The 13725-nt window shown below is 69.7% G+C and carries 14 protein-coding genes, 3 tRNA genes and 1 pseudogene; 6 read left to right on the top strand and 12 right to left on the bottom strand.

The genetic code is table 11. The features are described from left to right. Positions 1-257: 257 nt before the first annotated feature. The 5 genes from ACFYW7_RS30850 to ACFYW7_RS30830 form a co-directional block, all read right to left on the bottom strand. Positions 258-686, bottom strand: coding sequence for a MaoC family dehydratase (locus ACFYW7_RS30850; protein WP_389508359.1), 429 nt, complete (start codon positions 684-686; stop codon positions 258-260). 1 nt (position 687) lies between these two features. Further along, the gene (locus ACFYW7_RS30845) at positions 688-1140 is read right to left on the bottom strand and encodes a MaoC family dehydratase N-terminal domain-containing protein (RefSeq protein WP_389508356.1); all 453 of its coding nucleotides are present in this window, start codon (positions 1138-1140) and stop codon (positions 688-690) included. Positions 1141-1335: 195 nt separating this feature from the next. Then, complete coding sequence (rpmG, locus tag ACFYW7_RS30840; protein WP_006347275.1) at positions 1336-1500, bottom strand: 50S ribosomal protein L33; 165 nt, start codon at positions 1498-1500, stop codon at positions 1336-1338. An 87-nt stretch (positions 1501-1587) separates the two neighbouring features. Continuing rightward, positions 1588-1660, bottom strand: a tRNA-Met gene (locus ACFYW7_RS30835). Between the two features lie 44 nt (positions 1661-1704). Further along, positions 1705-1777 (bottom strand) — tRNA-Thr (locus tag ACFYW7_RS30830). A gap of 479 nt (positions 1778-2256) precedes the next feature. On the opposite strand from ACFYW7_RS30830, the gene ACFYW7_RS30825 reads away from it, so the two are divergent. Further along, positions 2257-3507, top strand: a complete 1251-nt coding sequence (locus ACFYW7_RS30825) for a hydrolase (protein WP_389508353.1) — start codon at positions 2257-2259, stop codon at positions 3505-3507. Between the two features lie 615 nt (positions 3508-4122). On the opposite strand, the gene ACFYW7_RS30820 is transcribed toward ACFYW7_RS30825, so the two are convergent. Then, entirely contained in the window at positions 4123-5223 is a 1101-nt protein-coding gene (locus ACFYW7_RS30820; protein WP_389508351.1) for a hypothetical protein, read from the bottom strand. A gap of 109 nt (positions 5224-5332) precedes the next feature. On the opposite strand from ACFYW7_RS30820, the gene ACFYW7_RS30815 reads away from it, so the two are divergent. Then, a complete protein-coding gene (locus ACFYW7_RS30815) occupies positions 5333-5989 on the top strand; it encodes an SDR family oxidoreductase (RefSeq protein WP_389508349.1) in 657 nt (218 codons plus the stop codon). Positions 5990-6014: 25 nt separating this feature from the next. On the opposite strand, the gene ACFYW7_RS30810 is transcribed toward ACFYW7_RS30815, so the two are convergent. Both ACFYW7_RS30810 and ACFYW7_RS30805 read right to left on the bottom strand, forming a co-directional pair. Further along, positions 6015-6227: a hypothetical protein gene (locus ACFYW7_RS30810; RefSeq protein ID WP_389508347.1), complete on the bottom strand. Its 213-nt coding sequence runs from the start codon at positions 6225-6227 to the stop codon at positions 6015-6017. 250 nt (positions 6228-6477) lie between these two features. After that, positions 6478-6888 (bottom strand): hypothetical protein, encoded by a 411-nt coding sequence (locus tag ACFYW7_RS30805; RefSeq protein ID WP_389508345.1) that lies wholly within the window; start codon positions 6886-6888, stop codon positions 6478-6480. A gap of 733 nt (positions 6889-7621) precedes the next feature. Between ACFYW7_RS30805 and ACFYW7_RS30800 the strand changes: the two genes are divergently transcribed. Next, a complete protein-coding gene (locus tag ACFYW7_RS30800; protein WP_389508343.1) occupies positions 7622-7858 on the top strand; it encodes a DUF2283 domain-containing protein in 237 nt (78 codons plus the stop codon). 69 nt (positions 7859-7927) lie between these two features. Further along, positions 7928-8798, top strand: a pseudogene (locus ACFYW7_RS30795) (IS5 family transposase). A 15-nt stretch (positions 8799-8813) separates the two neighbouring features. On the opposite strand, the gene ACFYW7_RS30790 reads toward ACFYW7_RS30795, so the two are convergent. Beyond that, positions 8814-9521, bottom strand: coding sequence for a GAF and ANTAR domain-containing protein (locus ACFYW7_RS30790; RefSeq protein WP_389508341.1), 708 nt, complete (start codon positions 9519-9521; stop codon positions 8814-8816). A 691-nt stretch (positions 9522-10212) separates the two neighbouring features. Beyond that, a tRNA-Tyr gene (locus ACFYW7_RS30785) sits at positions 10213-10294 on the bottom strand. 202 nt (positions 10295-10496) lie between these two features. On the opposite strand from ACFYW7_RS30785, the gene ACFYW7_RS30780 reads away from it, so the two are divergent. Next, the gene (locus ACFYW7_RS30780) at positions 10497-10985 is read left to right on the top strand and encodes a YajQ family cyclic di-GMP-binding protein (protein ID WP_389508339.1); all 489 of its coding nucleotides are present in this window, start codon (positions 10497-10499) and stop codon (positions 10983-10985) included. A gap of 214 nt (positions 10986-11199) precedes the next feature. Here the strand turns inward: ACFYW7_RS30780 and ACFYW7_RS30775 are convergent, their stop codons facing one another. Beyond that, positions 11200-11466: a GlsB/YeaQ/YmgE family stress response membrane protein gene (locus ACFYW7_RS30775; RefSeq protein ID WP_389508337.1), complete on the bottom strand. Its 267-nt coding sequence runs from the start codon at positions 11464-11466 to the stop codon at positions 11200-11202. A 182-nt stretch (positions 11467-11648) separates the two neighbouring features. On the opposite strand from ACFYW7_RS30775, the gene ACFYW7_RS30770 reads away from it, so the two are divergent. After that, complete coding sequence (locus ACFYW7_RS30770; protein WP_389508335.1) at positions 11649-12893, top strand: APC family permease; 1245 nt, start codon at positions 11649-11651, stop codon at positions 12891-12893. A gap of 262 nt (positions 12894-13155) precedes the next feature. Here ACFYW7_RS30770 and ACFYW7_RS30765 read toward each other — a convergent pair whose 3' ends face one another. After that, a complete protein-coding gene (locus ACFYW7_RS30765) occupies positions 13156-13719 on the bottom strand; it encodes an SMI1/KNR4 family protein (RefSeq protein ID WP_389508333.1) in 564 nt (187 codons plus the stop codon). Positions 13720-13725 lie beyond the last annotated feature (6 nt).

Genomic DNA, 13725 nt, shown 5'->3' with positions numbered 1-13725 from the left:
CGCACCGGGGAACGAGTGAGGGGCGCCCGTCTGGACGGGCGCCCCTCACATCGACATCCCAGGGGCTTCCAAAGCCGTGCGACCAGCGGAAGTGGCCTCGGCCACCTCCGAGCCTCTGCGACTCCGAGCCCCAGGCGCGACCTCGGCCGCCCCGAGCGGCCTCACGAACTCCGAGACCCCACGCACCCACGCGTCGCCTCGGTCGCCCCGAGGGCTCCGGAGAGCCCCGAAGACCGCCGGAGGGCCCGTGGACCGGCTCAGGCCAGCCGTACGACCGCTCGCGACATCCCCAGCACCTTCTGGCCGCCGCTGGTCGCCACGAGGTCGACGCGGACGGTGTTGTCGTCGAGCTTGGCCGCCACCTTGCCGCTGACCTCGATGGTGGCGCCCTTGTCGTCGTTCGGGACGACGACGGGCTTGGTGAAGCGGACGCCGTACTCGACGATCGCGCCCGGGTCGCCGACCCAGTCGGTGACCACGCGGATCGCCTCGGCCATGGTGAACATGCCGTGCGCGATGACGTCGGGAAGGCCCACCTCGACCGCGAACTTCTCGTTCCAGTGGATCGGGTTGAAGTCCCCGGAGGCCCCCGCGTACTGCACGAGCGTGGCACGGGTCACGGAGAACGCCTGGGCCGGCAGCTCGGTGCCGACCTCGACGTCCGCGTAGGAAATCTTCGCCGCCATGTCAGCCCACCTCCGCCGCGCGCGCCACAAGCTTCGTGACGGCCGTCACGACGTGTTCGCCCGCCTCGTCGTGGACCTCGCCACGGATGTCCACGATGTCGTTGCCCGCGAGGGACTTGATCGACTCGATGGTCGAAGTGACCGTGAGGCGGTCACCCGCGCGCACCGGGCGGGTGTACGCGAACTTCTGGTCACCGTGCACCACCCGGCTGTAGTCGAGGCCCAGTTGCGGGTCCTGGACGACCATGCCCGCGGCCTTGAACGTGATGGCGAACACGAAAGTCGGCGGGGCGATCACGTCGGGATGCCCGAGCGCGCGTGCGGCCTCGGGGTCCGTGTACGCAGGGTTGCTGTCCCCCACGGCCTCCGCGAACTCGCGGATCTTCTCCCGGCCGACCTCATAGGGGTCGGTGGGCGGGTAGGACCGCCCTACGAAGGACTGGTCGAGCGCCATGGGCTCGGCACCTCCTGGTTGTCGTCGTCGTCGCACTGGATCGTCACAGCCGGAGCGACAGTCTTGGCCGGACGGCCTATCTTCGCCCCGGATCGCCGGGCCCACGCCCCACGCCGCGTCCTCGCCGGACATCGGTTCCACAACGACGCGAGGCCGCCCCCCGTGAAGGGGACGGCCTCGTGTACGAGCCTGAATTTATCGCGTTTCGCGGTGCGCGGTGTGCGCCTTGCAACGCGGGCAGTGCTTCTTCATCTCCAGTCGGTCCGGGTTGTTACGCCGGTTCTTCTTGGTGATGTAGTTCCGCTCCTTGCACTCCACGCAGGCCAGCGTGATCTTGGGGCGGACGTCGGTGGCAGCCACAGGAGTGCTCCTTGACGAACGGATGGGACATTAACGCATAGAAGAGTAGCCGATCGAAGGACCGACCCCGCAATCGGCTACTGTCAGTAGCGGTGACCGGACTTGAACCGGTGACACAGCGATTATGAGCCGCTTGCTCTACCGACTGAGCTACACCGCTTTGATGTGATCGGCCCCGCCTTGCGACGGGGACTCTCACACCAGAGCCCCAATACGGAATCGAACCGTAGACCTTCTCCTTACCATGGAGACGCTCTACCGACTGAGCTATTGGGGCGAGCGATGAAGACATTACACGGTCCTCCGCCGATCGCCCAAATCCGTTTCGCGGCCCCCTCCCGGGCCTGTTCGCAGGTGTTTTCCCCGGGCTTTCCCAGAACCCCTCACAGGCCCCTCACGCCTCCTGGACCACTCGTGTGACGGCCATCCGGTCGCCCCCGGCATCCGGCCGCCAGAGCCCGCCGGAGCAGGGGCGGACGGCCGGGACCCGGGAGGGGGACCCGGGCGACCGGAGGAGTCCGGTCCGGCGGACGGAGGGCGGCTCGGCGGCAGCAGGACGCGCCGGGTCCTGAGGGATCCGGACCCGCCCCGCGGCGGCCGCTCCCCGGCCCGCCCACGGGCCACACCGGTACGACTATTGCGCTCCTCCCCGACGTTGACGGGTCGCCGCCCTAGGCTCGACTCACGCTGCGTGATCTTGTGTCCCCACGCTCCGTAGTCGTCCCTCCCGCAGCCGCCCCGAGCCCCAGGAGTGCGATGCCCGACAGTCAGCAGCAGCCGCCGCGCTCCTCGGCGGGACAGACCGACCCGGCCGCCTTCCTGCTGTGCGGGGCGCGGCTCACCGACGGCCGTGCCGTGGACGTACGGCTGGGTGGCGGGCGCATCGAGGCGGTCGGTACCGCGGGAAGCCTCACGGCGGGTGCCTCGGGGGCTCTCGCCGCGAAGGTGAACCTCGACGGCTACCTCCTGCTGCCGGCCCCCGCGGAGGCCCACGCGCACGGCGACACGGCCCTGACGGCCGACGGCGACGGCCCTCTCGCGTACGACGACAAGGAGATCCAGCGCCGGGCCACCGAGGCGGCGCTGCTGCAACTAGGGCACGGCGCGACGGCGTTGCGGTCCCATGTGCGCGTGGGCGATGTGCAGGGGCTGGACGCGCTGGCGGCGGTGCTCCAGGTGCGGCGGTCGTTGAGGGGGCTCACGGAGCTGACGACGGTGGCGATGCCGCGCGTACTGACCGGCGCGGCGGGCGCCGACGGACTCGCGATGCTGCGGGACGCCCTGAAGATGGGCGCTTCCGTGGTGGGCGGCTGTCCGGACGCGGATCCCGATCCGACGGGGTACGTGGAGTTGGTCCTGGAACTCGCCTCCGAACACGGCTGCCCGGTCGATCTGCACACGGACGCCGCCGATCCCGCCCGGCTCTCCCGGCTCGCGGCGATGGCGGGCGGTCTGCGGCCCGGGGTGACGCTCGGTCCGTGCGCCGGGCTCGGCCGGCTGCCTTCCGAGGTGGCCTCCCGCGCCGCGGACCAACTCGCGGCCGCCGGAGTGACGGTGGTGTGCGTCCCGCAGGGCGGCTGCGGGTCGGCGGACCGGCGCGGCACCGCTCCCGTACGGCTGTTGCGAGCGGCCGGGGTACGGGTCGCGGCGGGCAGCGGAGCCCTGCGCGACACGTCCAACCCGGTGGGGCGCGGAGACCCCTTGGAGGCCGCCTACCTGCTGGCCTCACGACACGGGCTGCGCCCCGAGGACGCCTACGACATGGTGAGTTGTACCGCCCGGGCCGCCCTCGGTCTGCCCGAGGTGCGCGTGGAGGCCGGGTTCCCGGCCGAGTTGCTCGCGGTGCGCGGGGACCGGCTCGCGGGGGCGCTGTCTCTCGCGTACAGCCGGATCGTGGTGCACCGCGGACGCGTCGTGGCGCGGACGAGCGCGGTACGGGAGTACTGCAACTCGGCCACCGACCCGGGAAGGGAACTGCCCCGCCAGGGCCGGGGAGAGCCCTCCTAGCGGGGTACGGCCGCGGGGCGAAGGCCGGGCGGCCGTAAGGAGAACAGGCGGACGCGGACGGCCGGCACGGGCCCGCCGACGGACGGATGGGTGCGAACGGGCGGCCGGTGCGGGCGAATCCACGCGGACGCGCGGGCGGTACGGTCGGCCGGCGAACGGATCCGTGGGACGGGCCCGTGCGGTTTCCCGGCTTCGGCAAGGGCCCTGTCACCGGCCTCGGGCCAGAGCCGGGACCGCGGGCCACACGCGCGTGGGCGTGGGCGTGCCCGGGCGGCGCCCCGAGCACCCGGCGGCCGTCAAGCGCGCCGGCACGGGCACTGGCACGCGCATTGGCAGGCGCATTGGCACGGGTACCTGCACCCACCTGCACCAGCAGAACACCCGGGAACGGGACCGGAACATCAAGGGATCGCGGTCCCACGCGCGTGAAGGTCGTCGTGCGACCTCCACGCGTGTGGGATTTCCTGCTGGCCGCCCGCCGGGCAACGCGGCTGGCGGCGTCGCTCCACAGGGCGCATCAGGGCACACGGCCTCCGCGACCACCCAGGAGCACCACCGGACGTCGGAACGCCCCTGGTCCTCTCCTGGGCCTCTCGCCGGCTCGCGTCCGTGGCTCTAGAACCCGCCGCCGCCCAGGAGGAAGCCACCCAGCGCGTTGCCCCCGGGAACCTTGCCCACGGGCATCTCGGTGGCCCCCGACGGCGCGCTGACGTCGCCGGCCTCCGAGAACTTCAGGACGAGCGGGAGCCTGGCCTTCTTGGAACTGTCGGCGAGGACGGCCAGGTCGACCCTGACCTGCCGGAGGTCGCCGTTCTCCAGGGTGAAGTCGACGGCGATCTTCTTGTCCGGAGCATCCTTGAGGTCCTTGGCCGAGGGAAGTTCGGCGCCCTCCGGAAGTTCGTCCTGGAGCGGGCGGAGCTTGTCGAAGACGCCGGTGAGCAGGTCCCGGAGGTTGCCCGTGGCGATGACGTGCTCGACACCGTCGGTGCCGCCCTTCGTCCGGAAGGTGACCTCGTGACCGATGACACGGCTCACGGCGTCGAGGATCTTCTTCTGGGTCCTGGCGTCGATGTCGTCCGCGCCGGCGGGCCCCTTCGAGGCGCCCGCGCCGGTCTTCCGGGACTTCTCCAGCTTCTTGGTGTCGACCTTGGTCCAGTCGCCTTCCAGGACCTTCTTCAGCTCCTTCTCGCTCGCGGGGAGGTCCTCGGCCGAAGGCATAGGCATGCCCATGACCTCGCCGACCGCCTTCAGGTCCGCGCGGTAGTACGTGAAGTCGCCGACGACCCGGTACTCGGCCAGGACACCATCGGTCCCCGTGACCTTCATGCTCGTACCGATGATGTCCTTCTCGCCCGAATCCGCCAGCGGCTTCTTGGACTTGACGGAGACATCGACACGCAGCCCGCTGAGGAACTTCGCGAACTCCGGCGGAAGGGCCTCGTCGGGACCGGACTCGCTCATCAGCGTGTCGATCTCCTCGGGGGCGGCGTCGAGGTCCAACTGGAAGGACATGGACTTCTGTTCGCCGAGGCGATCGAAGGCGTGGTCCACCTTCTGTCCCGCGGTGAGGTTCTCGACCGTGCCGCAGGCGGCCGCCGTTGCGAGCAGGACGGCAGCGCAGCCGGCCGCGGTGACGGTCTTGCGTATGGCGGTGATGATGGTCTCCCCTTCGACGCCGCACAGGCCCGCACGGCGTTCTTCTGTTCGTGTGTTCACCCGCTTTCGCGGTGATCGCCACTGCTTCCACGGCGATCACCCATGTGACTCACGAGTCGCCCACAGGGTTGTGCGGCGAACACTCTCGTCCGGGCGTACGGTCGGGAGCATGCGCATTGTCATCGCTGGTGGTCATGGTCAGATCGCGCTACGGCTGGAGCGGCTGCTCTCCGCGCGCGGAGACGAGGTCGCGGGGATCATCCGCCGTGCCGAACAGGGCGACGATCTGCGGGCCGCGGGCGCCGAGCCGGTCCTGTGCGATCTGGAGACGGCGTCCGCGGAGGAGGTCGCCGCGCACCTGCAGGGCGCTGACGCGGCCGTCTTCGCGGCGGGCGCGGGCCCCGGCAGCGGCGCGGACCGCAAGGAGACGGTGGACAAGGGCGCCGCGATCCTGTTCGCGAGCGCCGCGGAGCGGGCGGGCGTACGCCGGCATGTGGTCGTCTCCTCGATGGGCGCGGACCCCGCCCACCAGGGCGACGACATCTTCGACGCCTATCTGCGCGCCAAGGGCGAGGCCGACGAGTTCGTACGCGGCCGTACGGGCCTGGACTGGACGATCCTGCGCCCCGGCGGCCTGATCGACGACGCCGGGACCGGACTCGTACGCCTGGAGGCCTCCACGGGCCGTGGAATGATCCCTCGCGACGACGTGGCCACGATCCTCGCCGAACTGGTCGACACTCCGGCCACGGCGGGTCTGACACTGGAAGCGGTCAGCGGTTCGACGCCGATCTCGGTCGCGGTGAAGTCGGTGGCGGGGAATTAGACGACGCCCGTCCTGCGGGCCTCGCTCAGAACAGCGGGAGCTGGCCCGGGAATTCCGGCACGGCGTACCCGTCCAGCGCGGGCTGCGCGGCTCCGATGAGGGCCTGCCTGCGCGAACCCGGGCACGAGATCATTTCCCCGTTCCCCCGGACGCCGGGCGGATCGTGCCGGGCGAACCGGCCCGCGACGACGGCGATCTCCCGACGGCACTCCGGGCAGTTCCTGCGACGCGATGACATGGGATCAGTGTGCCTCGTGGAGGTCGGCCCCCAGTGACACCCCACCACCGCCCCGTACGCACGGAACCGCCGCCCACGAGCAGTGAACGACGGCTCCACGACCCCACTCGACCCGGACCGGACCGGGACCGGACCGGCTCCGATCGGCGGCCCAGCCGGAGCCGGCACCAGGCGGGTCGCTACCGGGTGGGTGGTACCCATCGGGTCAGGACCAGGCGGATCGCTACCAGGTGGGTCGGTACCGGTCGGGTCAGTACCAGGCGGTGCAGATGGTCCGGTGACCGCTCGTGTCACCGCATGCCCGCACCTTGTGCGGCGAGCCGTCGAACAGCAGGCTGTTCTGCGGCGTCTGCGTCGACCTCGACGAGCTGGTCGTGAGCTGGCGCGCGGTCCAGCTCGACCCGCCGTTGATCGAGTCGTCCATCCACACCCGCGCACGCGAGGCGCTGGAGCTGCCGGAGATGATCCCCTTGGCGTAGTCGTGCCCGTCCGGGCACCGCCAGATCTGAAGGATCACCGAGTCCCCGCTGCCCGAGGCCGTCCGCTGCTTCGAGTACGTGCAGTCCCCGGTGCCGTACGCGTTCGCCGTACCGGTCGCGGCCACCACTCCGCCGACGGCCAAGGCGAGAGTTGTGACGATGCTGCCTACTGTCTTCTTCATCGGTTACCCCGTTCCTTGCATCACGCGTCGCAGCGTGAACCCCCTTGGTCAATTGGGGGGTTGTGCCCGATTGTAGCCTTCAAGATCATCTGGTTGACCCCGGAGGGGGCCGTGCCGGGCACAGTTCGACGGTCTCGCCAGGATCACCCGCCGCTGACCGGGAGCGCCGCAGAACGGGACCGACCCGCACCGGCCTGACGTCCGGTGAGTTATCCCCAACCGGATTTCGTCGCGCTCGAGTTGGACCGCGTACGACACGGCAAGGGTCGGGACTCCCGCCACGGGACGCCTCGGAGTCGTTCACGAGCAGGCGCCCCGGCTGCGACACCGCCCCCCGCCCGTGCCGCACGCTCCACCCAGCCACCTGCACCACGTGCGTCATGTGCGCCACATGTGCTGCGCGGCCGACCGAAGCAAGCGGGCAGCTCACCTGGCCCAGTCCCGGCGGCGTGGGTCCCACAGCCCGCCCCGGAGCGGGCCTGTCGCAGCACGGACGCACTTCTCCCGGGCACCGGCCTCCCACCGACCGCACACCTTGGGACACGGCGTTCGAAGGCGGGGTAGCGCGATACGGCGCGTCGATCGTCCAGAAGGTACGGCTAAGGGCCCGCAACCTGCTGTTAAGCAGGCCACGGGCTCTTAGGCACTGTCCTGGCGATCTTCGGAGTCAGTAGGCTTGCTGTAGACGCCGGACCTGACGCCCCAGTTCGGCGAACGACGGGGAGGGCCGGCGATGCGGGTCGAATACGACGCCTCGGCAGATATGGCGTACATCTACCTCGTCGACACGATTGGCCCGGGAGAGGCCGTGCGGCAGGTACCCGCGGAGGACAACACGGCGATACTCGACTACGACTCGGACGGACGGCTGCTGGGCATCGAACTGTTCAGCGCCAGACGCCGGCTGCACCCCCATCTGCTGGGCACTGCCGAGAGGATCGACCGTGAGCCGGGTCCGCCGAGCGCGTGAGTCGTCGACAGGGCTACGGGGAGTAGGGGCGATCCGACGGATGCCCAGTGGGAGCGGCTCGAGCCGCTTCTGCCCGTGAGCAATCGTCGTTGCGGCAGGTGGCGGGACCATCGGCAGGTGGTCAACGGAGTGCTGTACCGCATTCGGACCGGTGTGCAGTGGCGGGATCTGCCGGATCGGTACGGGCCGTGGAAGACGGTGCAGGAGAGGCATCGCCGCTGGTCGGCGGACGGTACCTGGGAGCGCTGCTGCAGCAGGTACAGGCCGAGGCGGACGCGGTCGGCGACATCGACTGGGACATCTCCGTCGACTCCACGACCGTGCGCGCACACCACCATGCCGCCGAGGCTCGCAACGTGCCGCCGCCCGCCAAAAGGGGCTCGGCACAAACGGTCAGGACCGCTCGGATCCGGGCCGAGCTGATCGGCCTGCTGGCGGAGGTGGTGCGGGAGGTGAAACGCTCGGCCGCTCGCGTGGCGGCTTCACCACCAAGCTCCATCTGAGCGCGGACGGCCGCTGCCGGGTGCTGTCGCTGGCCATCACACCTGGTCAACGGGCCGACTGCACCCAGTTCGAGTCGGTCATGGACAAGATCCGCGTTCCCCGGCTGGCCATCGGCCGGCCTCGCACGAAGCCCGACAGCGTCAGTGCGGACAAGGGCTGCAGCAACCGTCGGACCCGCCGCTACCTGCGGAAACGGTCGATCCGGCACGTCATCCCGGAGAAGGCCGACCAAGCGACCCACCGCATCAGACACGGCAGCTCCGGCGGCAGGCCGGCCGGCTTCGACAAAGAGCGCTACAAGAAGCGCACCACTGTTGAGCGGGCGATCAACCGACTGAAGAACTTCCGTACAGTCACGACTCGATACGACAAGCGCGCCTACATCTTCCTCGGCACGGTCACCACTGCGGCTCTGTCGGTTCGGCTCCACCCATGATCGCCAGGACAGTGCCTAGATGCCGCCCCGCTTGCAGACCATGTGGGCGACCTCCCGCAGTTTGGTGTTGCTCTCTTGCGAGTAGCGGCGCAGCACGTCGAACGCCTGTTCTTCGGTGAGGTCGTGGCGGTTCATGAGGATGCCCATGGCTTCACCGATGGTGTGCCGGGTGGCCAGAGCGTGCTCCATCTGGGCATGCGTGCGGGCGCTTGAGAGAGCGACAGCCGCATGGGAGGCGAGCAGGAGGCCGGCCTGTTCGCTGTCGGCGGTGAACAGGCCGGTCTTGCGGGAGTAGAAGTTGAGTGCGCCGAGGTCTTCGGCATCGGTGAACAGCAGGAAGCCCATCATGCTTCCCACGCCCAGTTCGTGGGCCTGTGGAGCGAAGAGCGGCCAGCGCGGTTTCGCTTCGGTGAGGTCGGCGATGCGGAAGACCCGTTCCCCCCGCGCGCTGTTTGCCGCATCGAAGCACGGCCCTTGTCCCAGCTCTGCCTGTAGCCGATCACTGTCGATGACGAGTCGTTCGGTGGGGGCGAGGGATTCCACCTGATGGTCGTGCAGCACGAGGATGCCCGCCGCGTCGCAGCCCTCGACCAATTCCGTGGCCGATGCCGTGATCCGCTGAAGTGTGGCATCGAGCGAATCCTGGGCCAACAGGTCCCGCGCCATCGCCGCCAGCTGCTGCCCGAACTGGCCCCAGTCCACTTCGTCCTCCGCCTCACGCATGGTCAGGACATACCTGATGCCCATCTTCCAGGCCCTCACGACAGGGGCTGGGCCAGTACTGCTGGAGGGTGGGGGCGGGTCACCAAGGCAGAAATGCCGCTGGTGCAACAGGCCGGCACTTCGATTCTCGGAAGATGGTCAGAACGGGGCCTCTCCTTCACCGAGGAAGGACACGGGTGTCTCGTCGTAGCGGCCGACCAGAAGATGGATCTGACGTACCTGATCGTTCTGCAGCCGCAAACGAACTTCAGCATCCCTCATGGTTCCCGCCAGCGCTGCCGGAAGGTTCTGCAGGACGCCGCCCCACAACTCCGTGACAGGGAAGCATGCACAGGTCGACCGCCACGGGTATCTGCTGATCACCCAGGAAGAGCCGGCCGTCTTCAGAACGCAGGTGGGCCGCCATGCCCCCGCACTCCACCCGTGACAGGCCTAACGGACGCGACATACGGCAGCCGCCATGAGCCACATCATCCAGCCGGGCCCTGCCAAGGATGAGGCCACAGGTTCAAATCCTGAGACTCCGACTACGCCGTGCGCCGCCCGCTCACCGTCGAGCCGCAGCGTGACGCAGCTCACACCACCGTGCCACGGCCGTGCCAGAACGAGCGGGGAACCCCGGAGACCGCCAGGGCGATCAAACGAAATCAGCCCCTGACCAAGTTGCTGGTCAGGGGCTGAGTTCCCACTGTGGCGGCGCGTGGATTCGAACCACGGAAGGCTGAGCCGGCAGATTTACAGTCTGCTCCCTTTGGCCGCTCGGGCACACCGCCAGGGATGCTGCCCCTGAGCCCCGCTTTTGTGCGGTGCTCCTTGGCAACGACGTAAACGATACCTGATGCTCGGGGATGGTTCGCCACCCAATTGATCGACACTTGAGGGGAGGGGGGTGGCTAGGCTTATGCGGATGCGGCCGGAGGCCTACGCCGGGCTCGACGACCGCCCCTACGCACCCGATACAAGGAGCCACAGGACATGGCCGACTCCAGTTTCGACATCGTCTCGAAGGTCGAGCGGCAGGAGGTCGACAACGCCCTCAACCAGGCCGCCAAGGAGATCTCGCAGCGCTACGACTTCAAGAACGTCGGCGCCTCCATCTCCTGGTCGGGCGAGAAGATCCTCATGGAGGCGAACTCCGAGGAGCGGGTGAAGGCCGTCCTCGACGTGTTCGAGACCAAGCTGGTCAAGCGCGGTATCTCGCTGAAGGCGCTGGACGCCGGTGAGCCCCAGCTCTCCGGCAAGGAGTACAAGATCTTCGCGACGATCGAGGAGGGCATCTCCCAGGACAACGCGAAGAAGGTGGCGAAGATCATTCGCGACGAGGGCCCCAAGGGCGTGAAGCCCCAGGTGCAGGGCGACGAGCTGCGCGTCACCTCGAAGAGCCGTGACGACCTTCAGGCCGTTCAGGCGCTCCTCAAGGGCAAGGACTTCGACTTCGCCCTGCAGTTCGTGAACTACCGGTAGCCCTGGCCCGACGAGCCCCGTCAAACACCGCCGGTACGTCGCCGACCCGCCTCAGGGACCAGGTCGTCGCGGGGCGGACTATTGACGGGCCGCTGCGTCGTAGGGACCGGAACCGGCCGCGGACGTGGCCGACGGTACGGGCGAGGGTGGGCACCGTCGTGCCCACCCTTCTCGGTTGCCGGGATCGGACACGAGGTCGGACCCGGGAACGGCGTCAGCGGCGCGAGTCGCCGAACAGGACGCGGTAGACGATCAGCAGGACGAGTGCGCCGCCGATGGCGGCGGCCCAGGTGGCGCCGTCGTAGAACTGCTTGGTGATGGGGTGGTCAAGCCAGCGGGCCGAGATCCAGCCGCCGATGAACGCCCCCGCGACACCGATGACGGTCGTTCCGATGAAGCCTCCCGGGTCGCGTCCCGGTAGCAGGAACTTGGCGATGGCCCCGGCCAGCAGCCCCAGAATGATCCAGCTGATGATGCCCATGCCCTGAACCCGCCCTTCCGTACTGTGCTCACGCTGTCCCGGCCCTGTGGTCTCGGTCCTGCCCGGCCGTGGTCGAGCTGTCCGTGGCCGGTGGGGCGGGGTCGTACGTGTTCCGGTGCTCCGTCGATGGACAGGACGTGACAACGGTCCCGCCGGTTGCGCGGATCAGTAGGGTGCGGCTCATGACTCAGTCAGGTCCCGAGTTGCGCCGCACCCTGGGTGTCGGGGACGCCGTGCTCGTCGGGCTCGGCTCGATGCTCGGCGCCGGGATCTTCGCCGCGCTCGGCCCCGCGGCCCGGGCGGCCGGATCCGGACTGCTGCTCGGCCTCGCGGTCGCCGGCGCCGTCGCCTACTGCAACGCGATGTCCTCCGCACGGCTCGCCGCCCTCTACCCCGCTTCCGGCGGCACGTACGTCTACGGACGTGAGCGGCTCGGCGCCTTCTGGGGGTACCTGGCGGGCTGGTCGTTCGTCGTCGGTAAAACGGCCTCCTGTGCGGCGATGGCGCTCACCGTGGGCACCTATGTCTGGCCGGGGCAGGCGCGCGCGGTGGCGGTCGCCGCCGTGACAGCGCTGACCGCCGTGAACTACGGCGGCATGCGGAAGTCTGCCGCGCTGACGCGGGGGATCGTGGCGGTGGTCCTGGCCGTCCTCGTGTCCGTGGTGGTCGGGTGCGTCGGCTCGGAGTCCTCCGACGCCGGACGGTTGGGCGTCGGACTGTCGTCCGGCGCCTACGGGGTGCTTCAGGCGGCCGGGCTGCTGTTCTTCGCGTTCGCCGGGTACGCGCGGATCGCGACACTCGGTGAAGAGGTACGGGACCCCGCGCGCACGATTCCTCGCGCGATCCCGCTGGCCCTCGGCATCGCGTTCGTGGTGTACGCGGCGGTCGCGGTCGCCGTCCTCTCCGTGCTCGGGCCGGTCGGGCTGGGGCTCGCCCCGGCACCGCTGGCGGACGCCGTCCGGGCCGCCGGACTGCCCGGACTCGTACCGGTGGTGCGGGTGGGAGCCGCCGTGGCCTCGCTCGGCTCCCTTCTGGCCCTGATCCTGGGTGTTTCGCGGACCACGCTGGCCATGGCCCGCGATCGTCGTCTGCCGGGGGTCCTGGCAGCCGTGCATCCGCGGTTCCAGGTGCCGCACCGGGCGGAACTGGCCGTGGGCGCGGTGGTCGTCGCGCTGGTCGCGACCGTGGATGTGCGCGGCGTGATCGGGTTCTCCTCCTTCGGCGTGCTGACGTACTACGCGATCGCCAATGCCTCGGCCTGGACATTGAGTTCGGCCCCGGCATCCCGGTTCCTACCGGTGCTGGGACTGGCCGGGTGCGTGGCGCTGGCGTTCGCTCTGCCGGGGGTTTCGGTGATCGTGGGCGCGACCGTCCTGGCGGTGGGAGCGGCGGCCTACGGCGTACGGCTGCGGGTGGCTTCGCGGTAGACGTGGGCGGACATGCTGGCGGCCGGGGGGGCGGACGCCGTGACGTGGGAGGTGGTGGCGTGGGCAGGCGGACCTCGCGTCCGGGCGTGATCGAGCGCCGAGGTCCCGGGGTACCAAGTTCACGCGTGCCCAGGTTGCGCCGGAGCCCCGGTGCCCGGGCACCGAAAGGGATCGGCACCCGTGCTCTCCGTGACCGCTCAACAGGTCAGGCCTTCGGCCCGGTCAGACCGTCAGTCGCTCAGCCCGTCAGCCGCCCGTCCGGTCACGAGACCCGAGTCGTCGTACGTATGCGGAAGTCGGGCCAAGCGGGGAGGTCCGCGCCGTCGTTGGACTCCTCGTACCAGCCCGTTCCTTCGATCCAGGTCTCCAGCCATGTCGTGAGGTCGGGTGCGTCCACGTACCAGGCGTGGTCGGCCTCGTCGGCGTTCGGCTCGTAGAGCAGGACGGTGCCGTCGGGGCTGTGGCAGTCCACGCACGCGTACATCCCGCAACCCCAGTGGGATATCGGCAGGACGCCCTCGGGCCATGGCCAGTCCGGGTCCTTGCGGCCGCTCTCGCGGCTCGCGAGGTACTGCGGAACGACCGCGGGCTCGCCGGAGGGTGGACCGTCGAGCAGGGGCAGCAGGCCGTAGCTCGGACCGAATCCGCCGTCCCCTATCCGCAGGTAGAGCGAGGCGAGCAGCGCGGGCAGCGGGAAGCCGAGGACGGCCTCGGCGCGGGCGACCTCGGCCGTGCCCACGGGCGCGGGCAGTGAAGGCCAGCCCCACGGGCGGGTGTTACGGGCCTCCACGGCCACCCGTGCCAGCAACTGCTCGATTTCGGTCATGGGTTC

Source organism: Streptomyces sp. NPDC002580 (assembly GCF_042889485.1).
GTDB lineage: Bacteria > Actinomycetota > Actinomycetes > Streptomycetales > Streptomycetaceae > Streptomyces.
The sequence above is the reverse complement of the archived record's forward strand: the minus strand, read 5'-3'. Positions and strand labels throughout refer to the sequence as shown.